This window comes from Rhodococcus sp. IEGM 27 (genome assembly GCF_033142305.1).
Lineage (GTDB): Bacteria > Actinomycetota > Actinomycetes > Mycobacteriales > Mycobacteriaceae > Rhodococcus_F > Rhodococcus_F oxybenzonivorans.
On sequence record NZ_JAWLSG010000023.1, the window covers coordinates 1 to 19,054 of the forward strand.

Annotated in this window: 12 protein-coding genes and 8 pseudogenes; 14 read left to right on the forward strand and 6 right to left on the reverse strand. The window is 65.8% G+C overall.

Features of this window, described 5'->3' with window-relative positions; translation table 11 throughout:
• Window positions 1-370 precede the first annotated feature (370 nt).
• Window positions 371-1,315, reverse strand: coding sequence for a phospholipase D family protein (locus R4P95_RS32855; protein ID WP_317747480.1), 945 nt, complete (start codon window positions 1,313-1,315; stop codon window positions 371-373).
• Between the two features lie 223 nt (window positions 1,316-1,538).
• On the opposite strand from R4P95_RS32855, the gene R4P95_RS32860 reads away from it, so the two are divergent.
• From R4P95_RS32860 to R4P95_RS32900, 9 genes and pseudogenes are all read left to right on the forward strand, one after another.
• Window positions 1,539-1,727, forward strand: a complete 189-nt coding sequence (locus R4P95_RS32860) for a hypothetical protein (protein WP_213571412.1) — start codon at window positions 1,539-1,541, stop codon at window positions 1,725-1,727.
• 230 nt (window positions 1,728-1,957) lie between these two features.
• On the forward strand, window positions 1,958-2,302 hold the full coding sequence (locus R4P95_RS32865; RefSeq protein ID WP_317747479.1) for a hypothetical protein: 345 nt from the start codon (window positions 1,958-1,960) through the stop codon (window positions 2,300-2,302).
• Window positions 2,299-4,353: a hypothetical protein gene (locus R4P95_RS32870; protein ID WP_317747478.1), complete on the forward strand. Its 2,055-nt coding sequence runs from the start codon at window positions 2,299-2,301 to the stop codon at window positions 4,351-4,353. Before R4P95_RS32865 ends, R4P95_RS32870 begins: the two co-directional genes overlap by 4 nt.
• The gene (locus R4P95_RS32875; protein ID WP_005572339.1) at window positions 4,353-5,150 is read left to right on the forward strand and encodes a hypothetical protein; all 798 of its coding nucleotides are present in this window, start codon (window positions 4,353-4,355) and stop codon (window positions 5,148-5,150) included. The genes R4P95_RS32870 and R4P95_RS32875 overlap by 1 nt, the downstream gene beginning before the upstream one ends.
• A gap of 246 nt (window positions 5,151-5,396) precedes the next feature.
• Window positions 5,397-6,533, forward strand: a pseudogene (locus R4P95_RS32880) (cutinase family protein); the annotation flags it as partial.
• A 51-nt stretch (window positions 6,534-6,584) separates the two neighbouring features.
• On the forward strand, window positions 6,585-6,911 hold the full coding sequence (locus R4P95_RS32885) for a transposase (protein WP_317747477.1): 327 nt from the start codon (window positions 6,585-6,587) through the stop codon (window positions 6,909-6,911).
• Window positions 6,908-7,837: an IS3 family transposase gene (locus tag R4P95_RS32890; protein ID WP_317747476.1), complete on the forward strand. Its 930-nt coding sequence runs from the start codon at window positions 6,908-6,910 to the stop codon at window positions 7,835-7,837. Before R4P95_RS32885 ends, R4P95_RS32890 begins: the two co-directional genes overlap by 4 nt.
• Window positions 7,838-7,866: 29 nt before the next feature.
• Window positions 7,867-8,091, forward strand: a pseudogene (locus R4P95_RS32895) (cutinase); the annotation flags it as partial.
• Window positions 8,092-8,902: 811 nt separating this feature from the next.
• Complete coding sequence (locus R4P95_RS32900) at window positions 8,903-9,556, forward strand: hypothetical protein (protein WP_317747475.1); 654 nt, start codon at window positions 8,903-8,905, stop codon at window positions 9,554-9,556.
• Between the two features lie 72 nt (window positions 9,557-9,628).
• Here R4P95_RS32900 and R4P95_RS32905 read toward each other — a convergent pair.
• Window positions 9,629-9,919: pseudogene (locus tag R4P95_RS32905) on the reverse strand (transposase); the annotation flags it as partial.
• A gap of 65 nt (window positions 9,920-9,984) precedes the next feature.
• On the opposite strand from R4P95_RS32905, the pseudogene R4P95_RS32910 reads away from it, so the two are divergent.
• The 3 genes and pseudogenes from R4P95_RS32910 to R4P95_RS32920 form a co-directional block, all read left to right on the forward strand.
• Window positions 9,985-10,884, forward strand: a pseudogene (locus tag R4P95_RS32910) (transposase); the annotation flags it as partial.
• 601 nt (window positions 10,885-11,485) lie between these two features.
• On the forward strand, window positions 11,486-12,937 hold the full coding sequence (ltrA, locus tag R4P95_RS32915) for a group II intron reverse transcriptase/maturase (RefSeq protein WP_317747474.1): 1,452 nt from the start codon (window positions 11,486-11,488) through the stop codon (window positions 12,935-12,937).
• Window positions 12,938-13,052: 115 nt separating this feature from the next.
• Window positions 13,053-13,568 (forward strand): annotated as a pseudogene (locus R4P95_RS32920) (IS30 family transposase); the annotation flags it as partial.
• Here R4P95_RS32920 and R4P95_RS32925 read toward each other — a convergent pair.
• A pseudogene (locus R4P95_RS32925) lies at window positions 13,465-14,417 on the reverse strand (DDE-type integrase/transposase/recombinase). The pseudogenes R4P95_RS32920 and R4P95_RS32925 sit on opposite strands and share 104 nt — an antisense overlap.
• 142 nt (window positions 14,418-14,559) lie before the next feature.
• On the opposite strand from R4P95_RS32925, the pseudogene R4P95_RS32930 reads away from it, so the two are divergent.
• A pseudogene (locus R4P95_RS32930) lies at window positions 14,560-15,812 on the forward strand (IS3 family transposase).
• Window positions 15,813-15,844: 32 nt separating this feature from the next.
• Window positions 15,845-16,105, forward strand: a pseudogene (locus R4P95_RS32935) (transposase); the annotation flags it as partial.
• Window positions 16,106-16,135: 30 nt separating this feature from the next.
• Here the strand turns inward: R4P95_RS32935 and R4P95_RS32940 are convergent.
• From R4P95_RS32940 to R4P95_RS32950, 3 genes are all read right to left on the reverse strand, one after another.
• Entirely contained in the window at window positions 16,136-16,582 is a 447-nt protein-coding gene (locus tag R4P95_RS32940; RefSeq protein ID WP_317747473.1) for an SRPBCC domain-containing protein, read from the reverse strand.
• Between the two features lie 167 nt (window positions 16,583-16,749).
• Window positions 16,750-17,058 carry an EthD family reductase gene (locus R4P95_RS32945; RefSeq protein ID WP_159929255.1) on the reverse strand — a complete coding sequence of 103 codons (309 nt, stop codon included), beginning with the start codon at window positions 17,056-17,058 and terminating at the stop codon, window positions 16,750-16,752.
• A 286-nt stretch (window positions 17,059-17,344) separates the two neighbouring features.
• Window positions 17,345-18,880: an AMP-binding protein gene (locus R4P95_RS32950; protein WP_317747472.1), complete on the reverse strand. Its 1,536-nt coding sequence runs from the start codon at window positions 18,878-18,880 to the stop codon at window positions 17,345-17,347.
• Window positions 18,881-19,054 lie beyond the last annotated feature (174 nt).

The following is a 19,054-nucleotide window of genomic DNA, read 5'->3' on the forward strand; positions in this document are numbered from 1 at the left end:
AACCGAATCCTGACCGGCCGAGAACGGCCGAATCATGCTCACCGGGGCGCCTCGTTTTTCAGGTCGAAGTAGCTAGCAATGCAATGGCGTTGCATGGTGGCCGTCGCACGGTCCCGGCGTGTGGCTCTCAGGGGTATCGACCACTCCGGGAGTCACTTCTCGTGGCGAGGGGGCAGTGGTGGAACTGGTCGACGGCATCGACGGAAACTTGTGTTCGGTGATGAGGGAGGAAGCATCAGCTACGCGCCCGACACTGTCGCGTACGGGATCGACCTCGCGGACGAGGACGCCGACGAGTCAAACCTCGACGCATTTCGAGGGGCCGGGCGGCTCGGTGGTGGTGCGCCACTCATTTCGTGGCCGAATCCGCTCAGAAGTCCCACAGTCCCAGCAGCGCGGCCCGGAGGCTGGGGGAGCGGACGTAGTGATCGGTCCGCAGCCGTGAGCCGGGGTGCCCGAGGTCGGTGAGCGTCTTCTCGGCGTCGGTGAGGGGTAGGGGTGGCAGGTCGGTGCGGGTGCGGAGGAAGAACAACACCGCTCCACCTGACCGTGGGATGCGCATCGGATCGGAGGTCACCACGGCGGGCGGGTGGAGCCATTCGTCGTCGGTGGAGACGAAGACGATGACGTCGCCGCGCCGGATGGTGCCGGGTGTGTCGAGGCGGAGCGATTCGAGTTGGTACTTCACCGCCGGGCCGCCGGCGGCGTTGTGCCGGCCGCGCTGGTTGTCGAGGATCTGTTGTTCGGTGTCGGTGGGTTCGTAGTCGATGGCGTGTTTGACGAACATCCGGAGCACCGGTGTGGGGAGGAAGTCTGTGTCGGTGTGGACGCGGCCGGTGACCCCGGGTAGTGGGACGGCGCGGCCGATCTCCCACTCGAGGATCGCGTTGTCGAGGAACACCTGGTCGACCTCGGTGATCTCGTCGAGGCTGTCGATGAACGTTCGCACCGAGGCGATGATGTTGGGGTCGTCGGTGATGACCACGGCGTCGTCGGCGAGGGTGGAGTTGTCGGAGGCGTTCGCGGACCCGATCACCGCCCGGGTGTTGGTGGCGATCACCTTGGCGTGCAGGGTTGGTGACGACAGCACCCGCACCCCCCGCTCGACGTAGTAGGTGAGGGCGGCGGGGGAGGTGGCGTGCGCCCGGATAGCGGCTTGGGAGGCGTTGACGACCAACAGGTCCCCGGCGCGCAGCGGGAGCAGCTCGGGTGCGTCCTGGCCGAGGTAGCCGATCGCGGCGTACCGGGCGCCGCGGGTGCGGATGGCGCGGGTGATGTGCGGCCACGGGCTCGGCCCGTGGAAGGTGGTACCCATACCGACAGACGGTAACCGGGCGGACCGCGCCCCGGGCGGGCGATGGTCCCGGGCAACGCGACAAGGAAGCTGAAAGGGTCCCTCGGTCTCGGACCGTCCCTGCCGCGCAGTTCCGCAGTTCCGCAGTTCCGCGGTGGCGCGGGTGACGTTCCAGCCGCGCGGAGACTCGGGCGTCTGCGAGACTTTCGGCAACGATCCACCGCCAGCAGAGCACAAGGAGGGGATGGTGCCCAGCCTCATATTCAATGGTGTCACCTACGGCATCAGCCAGACCAGGTTCGAGGCCACCCGCGAGCTGCTCGCACGGTTTACCGAGGGACACACCCTGGGAGTGGCGATGTCCCTCACCCACGACGGCGCCCGGCACCATCTGTTCATCACGCCCGGTGTGCCGATCACGCTGGTGGAATAACGAATCCAACGGTTGCCGGGTCCCGGCGGCTTCCGGCGCCGACAGATCCGAGCAGTATGCCGGGCCGGGCCGTCACCAGCGGCGTCGATACCCTCCGCGGCCCCCCGTCACGTCCTGGGCGCCGACGTGCGCGCAAACATGCCAGCGAAAATACCGGCAATACGCCATGCACTGGATAGGGTGATACCTGCGCACTTCACAGGCGGTATACGGAAGACGAGGGGGTGGAGATGGCGAAGGTAGGAACTGCCGGCGGGGGCGCCCGCCGCGCGACCGGGGGCGGACGCGCAGGCGTCGCCCGGTCGGGGAAGCAGCGTTCCGGCGCGGAAGGCGTCATCGAGTCGGAAACGCCGAGTCCGGAGTTGACGGCGAAGCTGGAACCGCGGAAGGGGCCGGCGAAGGTTCCGCTGAACACCCGGGTCCTGGCCTCGACGGAGGCCCGGTTGACCTGGCTGGTGAAAGATCGCCAATCCACCGTGACCAACGTCGTGGACGTGGCCCTGCAGGAATTCTTCGACCGCTACCGCGTCCCACCGGCAGATCATGACGGCCGGATCATCGAGCAGGAGTCATGAGCTCCCCGTGGGAGCAGATACCCCTGTTCACACTGCCCGAGACCACCCGGACGACATCGGCCGCTCCCACCGACGACGACGCCCTCCCCACCGATGATGCCCTCCCCGACGACGACGTTGCCTCCGTCGATGCTGGTGTCGTCGTCGCAGCCGAACGGGCGGGCTCGGAGTCAGCCGGCGCAGCACACCGGACATCGTTCGAGCAGTGTGATGAAGCCGAAGCCGCAGCCGAAGCCGGCGACGTCCCGACCTCGCCGTCTCCCGAAGCGGACAGCCAAAAACCGGCCAGCGGTGCGGTGGACTGCGACGACGAGGCCACCGAAACCGGACCGGCGGAAGCAGTTACGTCGGAAGCAGCCGCGACGCAACCAACGGCGCCCGCCGTTGGCCCTGTTTCCCCGGCATCGGAGATCGAACCGACGCCGACACGTCGTACACCGGTGTGGGAGGCGCTGCCGGCGGGTGAGGCCGCGGATGGGCATGCGTTGATCGTGACCGCCGCCGGGACGTATACCCCGTCGGGTCGGGAGTTGACCGGTCCGGTCGATTCACTCGAGAAGTTGGACAAGCTGATTCGTTGGGCGTCGCTGACCCCGTTGGGTGCACCCGCGCAGATCTGGGTCGTCGGGTTGGCTGCGTGTGAGCTACTCGGGTGGGTCATCGATCCGGGCAGTGAGGACGACGTCGACGACATGGAAGCGTTGCGGTTACGCGCCGCAACAGAATTGACCGCCACCCTGCATGCCACCCTCAGCCCAATGCTGACTGCGGGGTGGGAGCTGCGCGGGGAACCGGGGCATGTGGTGCATTTGTCCCGCCCGATCGGGAACTTCACCTCGATGGTCGATGTGGTGATCGAACCGTATGTGTGGACGTACTGGAACAAGGACTTCGGTTGGCACAACCGGGTCGGCGATATGGGTGTCCTCGGCTCACCGGCGGCCGGAACGTATCTCCCGGACGACGACCTGCCTGCCGCCCGGGAACTCGGTCGCCGGCTGGCGTGGTGCGCGCAGCATCTCGGGGTGCTTCCCGGGCCGACACCGGCCCGCACCGGTGCCGCGATCGTCGACAAGATCAAACGTGAACGCACCCGCAGCGGTAAGGGCATCGTCGTGACCACCGCGGGCGCGGTCCCACCGCTCGACGGCCCGCCGCGCGGGGACCTCGAACCCGCTGTCGGCTGGACACGCGTCCCGGAGTCCGACGACCTCGACAACGCCCACCGATTGGTCTCGATCGACCAACGGGCCGCCTACCTCGCCTCCGCGGGCATGCTCGAATTCGGCTACGGTCAGCCCACACTCCTGACCGGTGACGCTGCTGCGGCTGCGGCGGTGGGGGAGAAGGGTGCACCGTTCGGGCTGTGGCGGATCACCCTGCCGCCTGGGCAGACGCTGTCGCTTCCCGAGAAGCTACCGCTGCCGCACCCCCACATGCTCGCCGACCAACCGGTACAGACCTGGGTGACCACGGTCAGCCTCGACGGGCTGTGCTCACCAGTGGTAGACGGAGGAATTGGCGCCGACCTCGACGACCTCGACATCACCGAGGCCTGGGTCTACCCACAGCAGGGCCGCGCCCTCGACAAATGGGCCAAAATCCTGCGCGAGGCCCGCAAGGCCGCGGTCGACACCGACGACGAAGCGACGAAACGGTTCCTCGGCACCTGCTACAAGGGCTACATCGGGCGAATGGTCAACCCGGACATGTGGACTGCGAAGCAGATGCAACATCACCACCAACCGATCTGGCGCGCGGCGATCATCGCGCACTGCCGGTGGCGCGGCCGCCGTGTCGCGGTGCGGATCGCCCGCGAGCACGGCCGCTGGCCGGTCCGCACCGTCACCGACTCCTGGGTGTACCTCCTGGCTAACGGTGAGGACATCGCCGACGCCAGTGAGGCGCTGGGGAAGATGTCGGTCGAAAAGGACGTGGTCCTCACCGACGCACTTCTGTCCGCCTTCACTTCGGCGCAGGACGTTCACGAGGTGAACCTCGCGATCAAGGCGGCGTTCGCCGACGACGAGCTCTCTGAGGGAGATCTCTGATGGCCCTGCACCTTCCGAAGCCGCGCACCAAAAAGCCGGCGCAGGAGGCGGTCGGTCTCGACGGCCTCAAGGTCTCGGTGGCCAACGCCGCCACCAGCGGTGTCGAGAAGTCAAAGCAGGTCAAGAGTGGGGGACTCGCCGGGTTGACCAGCAAGGTCTCGGTCAAGCAGTTGCGCAAGGAGTTAGGCAACGAGGGCCTGCGGCAGGCCGCGATCGATGCCGGCCGTACACCGCCGTCGGCTCGCACGTTGCGCCGGTGGGCGCAACAGGGCCGGATCCCGCATGCCGACGTCCTCGAGCGTGCCCAGCGGCGTGCCGCGATCGAACGTCTAGGCGGTGTCGACGCCGTGGCCGCCAAGATCGGCCGGTCCCGCTCCGCGGTCTCCCGGTACCGCTCCGGGGAAACGAACGAGTTGCGTGCCGACGCGAGCAAGAAACTGAAGAACGTCAAGGCCGAGGACATCATGAAACGCGCCGGGGTGCTGCGCCCGGACGGAACACCGAAGAAGGCCGTCATCCGCGTCAAGGGCGGCGTCATGGTCCGCAACGGCGCAGACGAGGGATACGACTACCGGGTCCGCACCCTGGACTTCGCGAACTCGGACACACCGTTCACCAGTGAGGAGTCGCGCGAACTGGCCGCCGCGCTGGCGAATGATGATCACGCCCGGGTCGTGGCACTGCTCGAGCGGCACGCCACCCTCGACTACCCCGAGAACAAGGGCTTCGACAAGTACAGCGACCAGTTCGGATTCCACTTCGACCACATCGACTCCGTCCACATCGACTGGATCTGATCTCAAAGGGGACGTGCCGTTTCCGCAGGTCATACTGCGCGGAAGAGACGCGGGAGTGCGCGGAGGGCCGGGCGCAGGCGACGTGCGCATGAGGGTTATCCACATACCCCGTTGATCTGGCTGCGAATTCGGTCACCGTATGCACCTCACCTCATCGGTGTGTGTTCTTCGGAGGCTGCGCGTGGCATCCCGGGGCCCCATCGACGGGGTGAGCTTCCAAGCTCGCCGGCGACAGATGAGGTGCCAATGCCCGCAAGACGTTCGAGAGCCCGCAGCGTGGCCGCTCTCGTCGCGTGCGCGACCGTCGCCGGCGGCAGTGTCGCATTGACAGCCCCCGCTATCGCGCACGCCGACCCCACCAGTTGTGCGGCGACCTTCAATCTGCTCATCCCCGGAACCTGGGAAACCTCAGAGAACGCCGACCCCAGCCAGCCCGTCGGGATCCTCAAACCGGTCGCCGACACCATCACCACTGCCCACGGTAACCGGGCAGAGGTCTACACCCTCCCGTACATGGCCCGCGCGTTCGACAACGGACACACCTACGCCGACAGCAAAATCGACGCCCTCACCAAGGCCGAGGCGGTACTCACCGACGTCTCGAGCAAGTGCACGAACACGAAGTTCACGATCACCGGCTACTCCCAGGGCGCCGACGCCGCCGGCGATCTCGCCTCTCAGATCGGCAACGATAACGGCCCCGTGCCCGCCGACCGCGTCCTGGCCGTGGGCCTGCTCGCCGACCCCGGCGCCGGCACCAAAGGCGCGGCCATCGTCGGCCCCCGAACCTCCGGCGAAGGAATCGCTGACCCCCGCCCCCAGGGAATGGGCAAGCTCTCCGGCAGAGTTGCCTCGATCTGCGATCCCGGCGACCTGTACTGCTCGATCCGCAAGGGCGACAACCCTCTACTGGGCTCGCTCGGGTCGATTCTGAGCAAGACCCCCTCTACGGGCGGTACCCGCAACGTCGGCGCAAACGCCCCACTGGCCACCGCGCTGACCTCGGATTTCTCCGGTGCCGACCTGCCTGCCCTCGCCGCCAATGTCGCCACTCTCACGGCGCAGCTCGCCGCCCCGAACGTCGATGTCGGCGGTGCTGCAGCGACGGCATCGTCCCTCGCCAGCACACTCGCGCCGATCGTGGATTTGATCGACTCCGGGGCCGCACACGCTGCCACCGGGCAGCTTGCCGACGCCCCGGTGGGTAGACCCGAATACACTGCATCCCAGGTGCTCTCGAATGCCGGGGCATCCGATCTGTCGGCCGCACTGAACACGGTGAGGACGATCGCGGACACCGCGGGGAAGCTGGCCGATGCGGGCTCGTCCACCGTCGCCGGGACATCTGCGGACGCGGCACAGCTCTCGGCCGCGGCCACCACGAGCTTCCCCCGTTTTCCGGGAGACTTCCGAGCCAGGTTTGATCCTGGGTAGATGGAGGATGATGTCACTGTGGGAATGAGGAAGTATCCGCCGGAGCTGCGGGATCGTGCGGTGCGGTTGTACCGGGAGTCCGAGCCCAGGCCGGTGATCCGGCGGCTGGCCGAGCAGCTGAATGTGCACCCCGAGGCGTTGCGGAACTGGATCCGTCAGGCCGAGGCCGATCACGGCGAGCGTGACGATCGGCCGTCGACGTCGATGCTGGAGGAGAATCGACGGCTGGCGAAGGAGAACGCCGAACTGCGCCGTGTCAACGATGTGTTGCGGGCGGCGAGTGCGTTTTTCGCGTCCGAGATCGACCCGACCCGGAGGCGGTCATGAGGTTCATCGACGCCCATGACTTCCCGGTCGGTCTCGTACTACGGGTCCTGGATATCGCCTCGTCGACCTACTACGACTGGCGGGCACGGGCGACCCTGCCCGCTCGGCGGCGACGGGAGGATGCCGAGCTGCTCGGGTTGATCGACGAGATCCGCGCCTCGCACGAGTTCGCTGGCACCTACGGGTCCCCGAGGGTGTGGCTGGAGCTGCGCCGGCGCGGGGTGCGGGTCGGCCGCAAGCGTGTCGAGCGGATCATGCGGGAGAACGGGCGCCGCGGCGCCTACCTGCGCAAAGGCTGGAAGGGTGGGTCGACGAAACAGAACCCGCGGCACACCGCTGCACCGGATCTGCTGGACCGGGACTTCACCGCGACCGCGCCGAACCGCAAGTGGGTGGCCGATCTGACACGGATCCCGACCGGTGAGGGGGTGTTATGGCTGGCCAGTGTGCGCGACGCGTTCTCGAACAAGGTGGTCGGCTGGCGGTCCGGGCCGCGTGCGGACACCGATCTGGTGCTCTCCGCGCTCGACTACGCCCTGTTCTCCCGCGACGTCCGTGCCGGGGAACTAATTTTCCCCAGCGACAAGGGCTGTCAATATACCGCGCTGCGGTTCACGCAGCGGCTCGTGGATGCCGGCATCGCCCCGTCCACCGGAAGCGTCGGGGACAGCTTCGACAACGCGCTCGCCGAAAACCTGTGGTCGACCCTGAAGATCGAGTTGATCTATTGGCCCGCAACCATTTTCGCAACCCGGACGGAAGCGGAGTGGGCGTTGTTCCGGTACATCGACGGCTGGTACAACGCGCGCCGGATTCAGGCCGGCCTGGGTGGGCTCTCGCCCGCCGAGTACGAACGATCCCATCAGGACATGCCGCACGAACAGGAGGCAGATATCATCCAGCCAGTGCTTGCCGGAGCCAGATAGAAAGGTCTCCGGAGAAGCGGGGGAATCTCATCAGTACCCAAACGGAGAACGTTGATCTGCCGGCGCTGACCGGCTCGCTGACGACTATGGCCCAATCACAGAGGGCCGAGGACCTGACCGCCCTGATCGGCAAATGCCTCAAGGCCGCGAGTTTCTTCACCTCCGGCGCCCACACCAACTACAGCGCCCTCGTCGTCGACAACGCCGGCCGCAACGCCATCACCTGGCTGTCCGACTGGCTCAATCTGCAAATTCGAACGGTCCGTATGACCTCCCGCGCCCACAACCCCGCCGCCCGCTGGACCTTCTGCCACGAGTGTGCGCACCGCGGCTATCACAGCCGCTCCGACGCCAAAGCTGTCCGCAAAAGGCACCCCGGCGAGAAGGGCCTCGCAGTGTTCGTCTGCCCGCACACCACGGGACTGTTCCACATCGGGCACCGCCCCGAAGCGCTGACCAGCGGTCAGATCGACCGGAAACGACTGCGCAACCAGGCAGTCCGAAACAGCGAGCGACCGATGAGGATGAGCCGCCAGAGCACCACGATCCGACCCCCAATCACCCTCGAGCTCAGTAACTTTGGCTTCTTCGGGGTCGCCGGCCGCCACCCTGGCATCGCCGACAAAGATGCGGTTGCCACCTGGACGAACGACGCTCCCTGCGAGCAGATCCCGCTTGCAACATTTAAGCGTGACATTGTGAAGTCAGGTTCTGGTGGGCGGCGAGATGATTCTCCGACATCTACTGCCCGAGGCAGGCTGGCGAGAAACAGACCGGGGCGGGGGTGTGAACGACATCCCCCACGGCAACGTACTCACTGCGCCCGTGCACCGGGCAGGGCGGCGATGTAACCGCCTCGCCCGCTATGTGATCGGCGGCCGACCCGCGTGTGGGGACGCGCCGCCTGCCCAGAAAGATACCCCTATGTGCCGCTCGAAAGCCCACGGAAGTGGTCGCCGCTGCCCCGGCTGCGGAAGCGACAAGGCCGCTGCAAAAGCCAACGCGAACAGGCGATTGGGGCGTGAAGCCCGGAAGAAGGTCGTCGACCACCTGAAGGAGCAGGGGATGGCCCTGACCGCGGCCGCGGTGCAGGCGGCACCCCCGAGTGTCCTACCGGAGCTGATGTCGGCGTTGGGAATCGACCCATCGGTGCTGGGAGACACCCCGATGCCGAGTACCCATGCCAACCCACCGTCGGCGAAACTGCTGATCGCGCACGCCGAAGCAGAACGCGCGACACTCACCGCCCCGACGATCACCCCGGCACAGGCCGCGCTGGCGGAAGCTGAACAGCGCGTTACCGCCACCGACGCGGACGCCGAGGAAGCCCGCAAGGCCGTCAATCGGCTTCGCGCCCGGCTGCGGAAGGCGAAGAAGGCCGCCGCGGAAGGGACCGGGGCAGAGTCCGACGTCGCCGTGAAACAGAAGGACGTCGACGACGCCAAACAGGCATATCTCGACGCCCAGCGCCGGCAGTGCGAGGCCAGAGAAGACGTCGCCGCCGCCAAGTTCGGGCTGCATGAAGACATGGCCACCGACGCCGAACGCGACGCCTACTTCGCATCCCTGTCCGATGACGAGATCGACACGATCACCCGAGCGCTGAACCGCCGCGCCGCTCCCGCCGCGGAGCAGGCGCTCACCGAGGGCGGACAGCCCGCCGAGGCAGGAACACCGCGAGACACCGGCGTCTACAACGCCGGCACCATCGCGATGTGAAACCGGATCTGGTGTCACCGAGGTCGAGGGACGCATCCTCGGGCGTTCCCCCCGAGGTGTGGACACCAGTTCCTATGCGGCGGTGGCCAGCGTAGCCGATCGCCGCTCGAACTCGACCGGACAGATTTGGCCGAGAGTGGAGTGCCTCCTTCTGGTGTTGTAGCGCGTGATCCAGCGGAAGACAGCAGCACGTGCCTCGCCCGCGCTGTTCCAGCGCTTTCGACTCTGTAACGTCTCCCGCTTCAGCGTCGCGTTCAGCGATTCGGCCGCGGCGTTGTCCGCCGACGTCCCGACCGCACCCCGCGATGTCGTCACGTCCAGCTCGCGACACAGGTCGGCGAACTCCGCCGACGCATACTGGGCGGGCTCAACCGGTCGATGCAACACCTCGATCACGGAGGTGTGCGATGGGATACAGCAACAAGCAGATGTCTCAGGCGCCGGTGGGTGCCAGGCGGCAGTGGGCGGCGGACAGGGCATTGCGACCTCCGATGCGTTCACCGGGCCGGCCGGAGCCCTCTCGTACGGTGCAGCGGGACTTCTGGCGGCGGATCGCATCGGGAGTGACGACGGTCGAGGCCGCGGAGGCCGTCGGCGTGTCATGGCCGGTCGGGTGCCGTTGGTTCCGTCACGCTGGCGGCATGCCACCGATCAGCCTGGACGAGCCCACGGGCCGCTACCTGTCGTTCGCCGAGCGTGAGGAGATCGCGCTACTACGCGCCCAGGATGTTGGGGTCCGCGAGATCGCCCGCAGGATCGGACGTGTCCCGGGAACGATCTCACGCGAACTGCGCCGCAACGCGGCGACCCGGGGCGGCAAGCCGGTCTACCGGGCACTGGTGGCGCAGTGGAAAGCGCAACAGGCCGCGAAGCGCCCGAAGACGGCGAAGCTCGTGGGCGCCGACAGGTTGCGTAAGTACGTGCAGGAGCGGCTCTCCGGCAGCGTCCGCCGACCCGACGGCACGATCGTCCGTGGGCCGCAGACGCCCGCGTGGAAGGGGCTCAACAAGCCGCATCGACAGGACAGGCGATGGGCGACGGCGTGGAGCCCGGAACAGATCTCGCACCGGCTCAGGATCGACTTCCCCGATGATGAGTCCATGCGCATCAGCCACGAGGCGATCTACCAATCGTTGTTCATCGAGGACCGTGGCGCGCTCAAACGGGAGCTGGTCGCGTGCCTGCGCACCGGGCGGGCGCTGCGGGTTCCCCGAGCGCGGTCGCAGAACAAGCCGCAAGGGCATGTCACCGAGGACGTCGTGATCAGCGAACGCCCCGCCGAAGCCGCCGATCGCGCCGTCCCGGGGCACTGGGAAGGCGACTTGGTGCGCCACGAGGCGCTGTGTAACCGAGCGGAGGTGAAAGACCTGCGCCGTTGTGCTGTCGCAGCAGCATAACGAAGCTGGGGGCAGCCTGAACCGGGAGACGCCGGTGAGGGTGGGAAGCAGCCCCGACAACGACGGGACAGGCCAGCACTACCGGATGGTCTGGGTCCGGCAAGCATGAGGAGAAGGTGTACGCGAGCAACCAGTGTTTTAACGCCTCGGGGGTCTCCCGCCAGCTCTAACCCGGTGGATTCGGGCTGGTCTGCGATGCGCACCAACACCCTGTGTTGGGAACTCCGGGGTCGGTTTAGGTCGTCGGCTTCGGAGGCCACGGTGAATGCCTGCGGCGTAGCCGTGGCGATATCGCAGGGGCATAGCTGGGCACCTCACTCCTCGAGCGGTTCGCAGTGAACGTGGGAACCACCGCGAGGCTCCCGAGCATCGGCCCCTTCCAGGGGTCGGCTGGTCGGGTTGACGCGTCGTCTGTCGATGGCCACGCGGTGGGGCGGAGGGGCCGTAGTAGTCCGAGCGGGGGAAAGCCTCGCACATGGCGAAGGGCCCCAGCGGAATTGATGCAGCAAGCACGACACGAACGGAGGCGCTGGTGAATACCGGTGAGCTGTCATGGCCCGATCCCGATCGGGCGGCATGGCGGGTACGACAGATGCAACGCAAGCTGCACCACTGGGCGGTCGACGATCCCGACCGCCTCTTCGATGATGTGTTCAATCTCGTCCATCACCCGGATTTTCTCACCGTCGCGTGGGACCGGGTGCGGGGCAACAAGGGCGCACGTTCGGCCGGTGTCGACCGGCTGGCACCGGCGTCCATCACGGGGGACGCCGAGACGGTGGCATTCCTGGGGCAGGTTCGAGACCAGGTGAAGTCTCGGACCTTTGCTCCTCTGCCGGTGGCGGAAAGACTGATTCCGAAACCGGGGAGCAGCAAACTCAGGCGGCTCGGTATCCCCACCGCGATGGACCGCACGGTGCAAGCGTCGTTGTTGCTGGTGCTGGAGCCGATCTTCGAGACGGATTTCAAACCGGTCAGCTACGGTTTCCGCCCGAGGCGTCGCGCTCAGGACGCGATCGCCGAGATTCATGCTCTCGGGACCCGGAATCATCACTGGGTGTTCGAGGCGGACATCGCGGCGTGTTTCGACGAGCTGGCCCATTCCGCGATCATGGAACGGGTCCGTACGCGGATCGTCGACAAGCGCGTTCTAGCCCTGATCAAGGCGTTTCTGAAGGCGGGCATCATGTCCACCGACGGAACGGTCAGGAACTCCGAGGCCGGCACGCCCCAGGGCGGCATACTCTCACCGTTGCTCGCCAACATCGCTCTGACGGTGTTGGATGCACATTTCTGTGCGAAATGGGATTCCCACGGGAGTGCCTATCGGCGCGAGGTGCACCGCAAACGCGGCGGGGCCACCTACCGAATCGTGCGCTATGCGGACGATTTCGTCATCATGGTGGTCGGGACCAAAGCGCATGCGGACGCACTCTGGGACGAAGTTGCGGACGTGATAGCCCCTCTGGGGCTGCGGTTGTCCGCCGAAAAGTCCCGGGTATGTCACCTGGACGAGGGGTTCGACTTCCTCGGGTTCCGCATCCAGCGGCGCCGCAGGAAGGGCACGAACAAGATGAGCGTCTACACCTATCCGTCGAAGAAAGCGTTGCTTTCGATCATGGCGAAGGTGCGGGCGCTGACGAAGAGGGCACGTCATCATGGCCTTGCTGATCTCCTCGGACGCCTCAATCCGGTACTCCGAGGATGGTGTGCGTATTTCCGTCACGGCGTGTCGAAAGCGACGTTCGGTTACCTCGATGCCTTCGCCTGGCATCGGGTCACCCAATGGTTGCTCAAACGGCACAAACGGATCACGTGGGCGGATCTCTACCGGCGGTTCCTGACCGGCAGGCCAGGCAATCGTCCGCAAGAGAATGGGATCATCATGTTCGACACCACCACCGTCCCGATTACTCGGTACCGGTGGCGGGCGGGCAACATCCCCACACCGTGGACCAGCATGGGAGCTTCGGTTCCCGCCTGACAGTGGCAGTCCGTGGAGCGCCGGATGCGATGAGAGTCGCACGTCCGGTGCGGAGGGCGGGCCGGGGAAACGGACCGGGAGCAATCCCGGCACCGCGCCCCGGTCCGACCCCTACATCATCGGGACCGGCCGGTCCGCGATTGGCACGCTCGTCGAGCGCAGCAGCCGATCCACGATCCTCCTGCACCTGCCTCGGCTGGAGGGCTGGGGCGACAAGCCACCCGTGAAGAACGGTCCTTCCCTCGGCGGCTATGGCGCCGTCGCGATGAACGCCGCGCTGACGACATCGATGACCACGCTCCCCGAGCAGCTCCGCCAGACCCTCACCTGGGACCGCGGGAAGGAACTCTCCGGTCATACCCAGTTCGCTCTCGATACCGGCACGAGAGTGTTCTTCGCCGACCCGCACTCGCCCTGGCAACGACCGACGAACGAGAACACGAACGGCCTTTTGCGCCAGTACTTCCCGAAGGGCACCGATCTGGCCAGGTGGTCCGCCGAGGACCTCCAAGCCGTCGCCGTGGCGATCAACAACCGGCCCCGCAAGATCCACGACTGGCGAACCCCGGCCGAGGTCTTCGCCGAGCAGCTACGCTCACTGCAACAGCCAGGTGTTGCGACGACCGATTGAATCCGCCCTGAGCCCCGTTGTCGGAGTGGAAAATTGACCCATCGAGACCGGCGGCGCCGCGACAGGCCGCCGCCGCCCGCAGCGCGTCGGTGACCAACTCGGTACGCATGTGGTCGGCGATCGACCACCCCGCCAACCGTCGCGAATGCAGGTCCAACACCGTCGCCAGATACAGAAACTCACCATCACCGACCGGCAAATAGGTGATGTCCCCGACGTATCGGGTGTTCGGTGCGCTCGCGGTGAAATCCCGCCGGATCAGATCCGGCACCGGGGCCGCGTCCGGGGCGGGGATAGTGGTGCGCACCGGTTTGCGCAGGTGGACGCCGACGATCCCGTGCTCGCGCATCACTCGCTCGACCCGCTTGTGGTTGACCTCGATCCCGGCCTCGCGCAGCTCCGCGGTGACCGCCACCGGTAGAAACCCGAGCGGGAGACCTCGAGGATCTGGCACAGCCACTTCACCTTCAGCGGTGTCGCAGTGGTCGTCAACGAATCGGAAGCGGCTCACCAATTCGTCTCTCCCGCGAAATATTTTGCGGCCTTGCGCAGGATCTCCCGTTCGGTCTCGAGCTTCCGGATCTGGGCCTTGAGCTGCTTGTTTTCTTCCTCCAACAGGGACTCGGACGATACCCCGCCGGTCGGCGACGCCGGCCGCGCCGCCCCGCTGGCTCGGAGTTCGGCCGTGGAGGTACCGGTGCGTTTGCGTTCCGCGCGGACCCAGTTGCGCAGGGTCTCGCGGCTGACGCCCAGGTCGTTGCCGATGCCCTCGAAGGTGTGGCTCGGATCGGACAGGTACAGCGCGACGGCATCGGCCTTGAACTCCGCCGAGTACGCCTTCATCGCCATCAGTGACATCTCTTCCTCTGGGACCTTCACGACCCAGTGTTCACGATGTCCACACTTGAGGGGGAACCCCCCTCTGAGGCTGCACCCTTGGAGTGGACACCCCTGACAATGGTTCCAGTGGAGAGCCAGGAGGGATGTCGAGGTGGGACGCCAGTCTCTGTACCCGGAGGAATTCCGGAAAGATGCGGTCGCGTTATACCGCGCGGCCGACGGTAAACGCACGTACGCGGCGGTGGCCGCGTATCTGGGGATCAGTGGCGAGACGCTGCGGACGTGGGTCCGTAAGGACACCGCCAGCGAGGGACGCCCGGAGGTCCGCGGCACCGCTGGTGGGGAGACCGAGTCGGACGAGCTCGCGCGGCTGCGGGCAGCGAACGCCCGGCTGCGGGGTGCGGAGAAGGAATGGCAGCTCGAACGTGAGATTCTGCGCCGGGCAGCCGCGTATTTCGCAAAGGAGGTGAAGTGAAGACCCGCCGCTGGGACTTCATCTCCGACCTTCGCGCCGAGTTCGGCGTGCAGCGGCTGTGTCGGGTGCTCGGGACCTCCCGTTCCGGCTACTACAAGCACATAGCCACCGAGGATGCTCGTGCCGAGCACGCGGCGGAGGAAGCCGCGACCGTCGCCGAGATCCGTGCGATCCATGCCGAGCACCGGAGCGCCTACGGCGCCCCGCGGGTGCATGCTGAACTACGGTCCCGCGGACGCAGGATCAACCGCAAACGGGTGACCGAAGCTGATGCGGATCCACCACGTGGTGGGCAGGCACCTGCGCCGCAGCAAGCGCACGACGATAGCGGACAAGTCGGCTCCGTCGGTGCCGGATCTGGTGATGCGGGACTTCGCTGCCACAGCGATGAATACGAAGTGGTGTGGGGACGTTCCCCCAAGCACTTCGTGCAGGGAGGTACCCCCACCTACATTCCGGTGGGATCCTCGTGGTTGTTTTTGGCCACGGTGATCGACATCTGCTCACGCCGGGTGGTGGGCTGGTCGATCGCTGACCATATGCGAACCGAACTCGTCACGGACGCGATCGAGGTGGCGGTGCGCACCCGTGGTGGTGACGTCGGTGGCGTTATCTTCCACAGCGACCGCGGATCGCAGTATACCGCAGCAGCTTTCGTCGATGTATGCCGCCGTCATGGGATCCAGCAAAGTCGAGGACGGGTCGGGTCAAGTTACGATAATGCTCTCGCCGAGTCGTTCTTCCAAGGACTCAAGAGGGAGTGGCTGCACGGACGGAGTTGGACGTCGAAGTCGCAGGCACGGCTGGAGCTGTTCGACTGGCTCTCGTACTTCAATCGGCGTCGCCGTCACTCCGCCCTCGGATACCTCACCCCAGTGGAGTTCGAACAACGACTCATCGCGTCGTCTACGCTGTCAGTCGCCGCATGAAATCCGGTGTCCACTCCCAAGGGGCAACCTCAAAACTGCGGGCCGACAAGGGCTATGACTACGACAAGCACCGTCGGTGGCTGCGCCAGCAGGACATCGTTCCGCGCATCGCCCGACGTGGCATCGATAAGAATGACCGGCTCGGCAGGTATCGGTGGAAGGTCGAACGCACTATCGCCTGGCTCACCGGCTACCGACGCCTGACCATCCGCTACGAACGCCACGGGGAGCACTTCGCCGGATTCCTCCACCTCGCCGCCGCACTCACCTGCTTCAAGAAGCTCTCCATATGAGACACGCTCTAAACCTGTCGAAACACGTTCTCAGAAAGGTTGACAGGTTCCGCTGGGCCGATGTTTCCCGCTTGGTGCGCCGGCTGGCTTGAACTGCGCACCGGTGGCGGCCAGCCGGACAAGCCAGTGCGACCACATATAGTCGCGCCTGCGCAGGAGGTCGTCGTCGGTGCCGTAACCGGTCTCGGTGAGACGTAGCCGGGAACCATCGGCCTCCGGCTCGAGAGTGATCACCGTCCTCAACGGGCCTGGCCAGTCCGGTGCGCGCCACACGAACGTCACCGAGTCGGGCCAGAGGATGTTTTCGACGTGTCCTGACACCACCGGCCATCCCGGCGCGGCAACCACTACGACCCCACCCGCTTCTGGCTCCAACTCGACGACGGCGCCCATCCACTGACAGGCCGCATCCTCGGACACCACCAACGAGAAGAGGTCAGCGACCGCGATCTGGTAATGGAACGATTTCTCAGTCATGACGACCACCGCCTCGAGACTGCCAAATTGTGCCCAGTCGAACGACACCCGCCAACCCGGTGGCGGAGCGACGATCCAGGTGCTCGGCCCAGCCATGACAGACCCGGGGGGTAGCTCCGCGACTCGACGTGGCCAGCCCGGAACTGTGGCACGGCTCGCACTCGGTCTCATACTTCACGGTGGACCTCGCCGAGGTCGAGGTCGACGCCTCCGGCGGCGAAGTTCGCAAGGTCGGCGACGGCCTGCTCACCTGCCGGCGAGCAGAGGGCCGCGAGCGCGTCGTCCTTGGTGTCCCACTGGACGACGGCGACGAGGAAGTGGGGCGGCGGGGAGCCGTCTGTGGTCTCGCAGATTGTCCAGCCGAAGAAGGTGGCTTTCGGAAATTTCCGGGCGATCGGGGCGTGTGTGGAGCGGTAGTGCTCGAGGAATGCGTCGGGGTCCTGCGGGTGGGCGTAGGTGGCAGTGAGCTGGTACATAGCGGTCCCGTCTCGCGTTGTGGGGTCTCGTTGCGGCGCAACGGAGCGACGGATCTGGTCGTCCTGTTTTGGTTTCGAATTTCGGCTCGGGTGGTCAGGAACGGTTACGAGGATCTGATTGCGTCGTGGCCGTGTGAGCGGTGAAGGAATGGCCATCGTTCGCAAAGGGTTGAACGATTCGCGTCGAGGAGGAAGGGAGAAAGTGAACCGTCCTAACGTGGTGCTGTTTTACCAGGCGGTAGCCTGCCCGCGATTGACACGTGGTCTGACAGCTGTGTTGTCGCGGTTAGTTCACTTGGCGGTCACCAGTCCAGAATTGTGCGCGGAGCCTGAATTTCTGAACCTTTCCGGTCGCGGTGCGGGGGATGCTGTCGGTGAACAGCACTTGTTTGGGGATTTTGTATCCGGCGAGACTGTGACGTGCGTGGTCGATCAATTCGGTCTCGGTCACTCTCTCGCCGTCTCGACGCACCACCAACGCGGTGACCATTTCACCCCACTTGTCATCAGGAACGGCGATGACGGCCACCTCGGCTACCGCGGGGTGAGTGAACAGGACATCTTCGACCTCGATGGAGCTGACATTTTCCCCACCAGTGATGATGACGTCCTTTTTGCGGTCGGAGATCGTCAGATACCCGTCCGCGTCGATGGATCCACCGTCACCGGTGTGGAATTGTCCGCCCCGCATCGCGGTGGCGGTTTCCTGTGGGTTGTTCCAGTAGCTGTCCATCACCGTGTTCGAGGCGACCAGTATTTCCCCGTCCGCGTCGGTGCTGATCCGGGTTCCCAACGACGGCGCACCTGCCTTGGACAGCATCTTGGCGCGCTCGATCGCCGGAAGGTTGTCGTATTCGGCGCGCGAGCGGTTCACGGTCAACAGCGGCGAGGTTTCGGTGAGACCGTAGATCTGGTTGAACTGCCATCCCAGTTCTTCTTCGATGCGGGCAATCGTGCGTGAGGGCGGTGGCGCTCCCGCGACGACCAGGCGGACCCGGTCGCGACCGGGGATCTCACCGTCCCACTGCTGGGCGGCGTCGAGCACCATATTCCACACCGTCGGAGCACCGCACATCAAAGTGATCCCGTGTTCATCTACTCTGCGCAGAATTTCTGCGCCGTCGACTTTGCGGAGAACTACCTGCTTGATGCCCAATCCGGTTGCGGTGTAGGGCATTCCCCAGCCGTTGCAGTGGAACATCGGCAGCACGTGCATCAACACATCGCGGTCGCTGACCTGCATATGCATCCCGAATGTGACCGAGTTGATCCAGATGTTGCGGTGCGTGAGGCGCACGCCCTTGGGTTTTGCGGTCGTACCGCTGGTGTAGTTCAGTGTTGCGGTGGCGTCCTCGTCGGGTTGTTGCCATCGGTGGGGTTCGGCGTCGAACCGCAGTAATGCCTGGTCGGTGTCGGCGCCGAGTACGAACCGGTGGCGGGCGCCGACATCGGCGAGGGCCTCGTCGAGTTCCGGGTCGATCAAAACGACGTCGGCCTTGCAGTCGCCGATGATGTAGGAGACCTCTTCGGGCTGCAACCGAAAGTTGACCGGGACCAGGATCCGTCCCGACGAGGGCACCGCCAGCAGCAGCTCGAGCAAGCGCGCGGAGTTGTGACTGACGACCGCCACTCGGGCACCTTCGGGTACGCCCAGCTCATCGAGGCCGGCCTGGAGCGCTCGGCCTCTGCGCGCCAGGTCACGGTAGGTCAAGTTTTCGACGGCGGCCGCGGGCTGTACCGGCTCGTCGACCACACCGATACGGTCGCCGTAAACGAGTTCAGCACGATCGATGAAGTCGTTGGTGGTCAACGGAACGTGCATGGAGTCCTCCCCATTCTTGTCTCAAGACCCGCACGAAGAACTATCCGGAGCTCTCCGGTCGACGTCGAACACAACGCCAGAGCCGCCTCGCGCCACCCCACCGTGTCCACAGTTCAACAGTAGGTGGCAGCTTGAGGCGTGGGGAACCCCCGCCGGCAACAGCTACCTCCGATC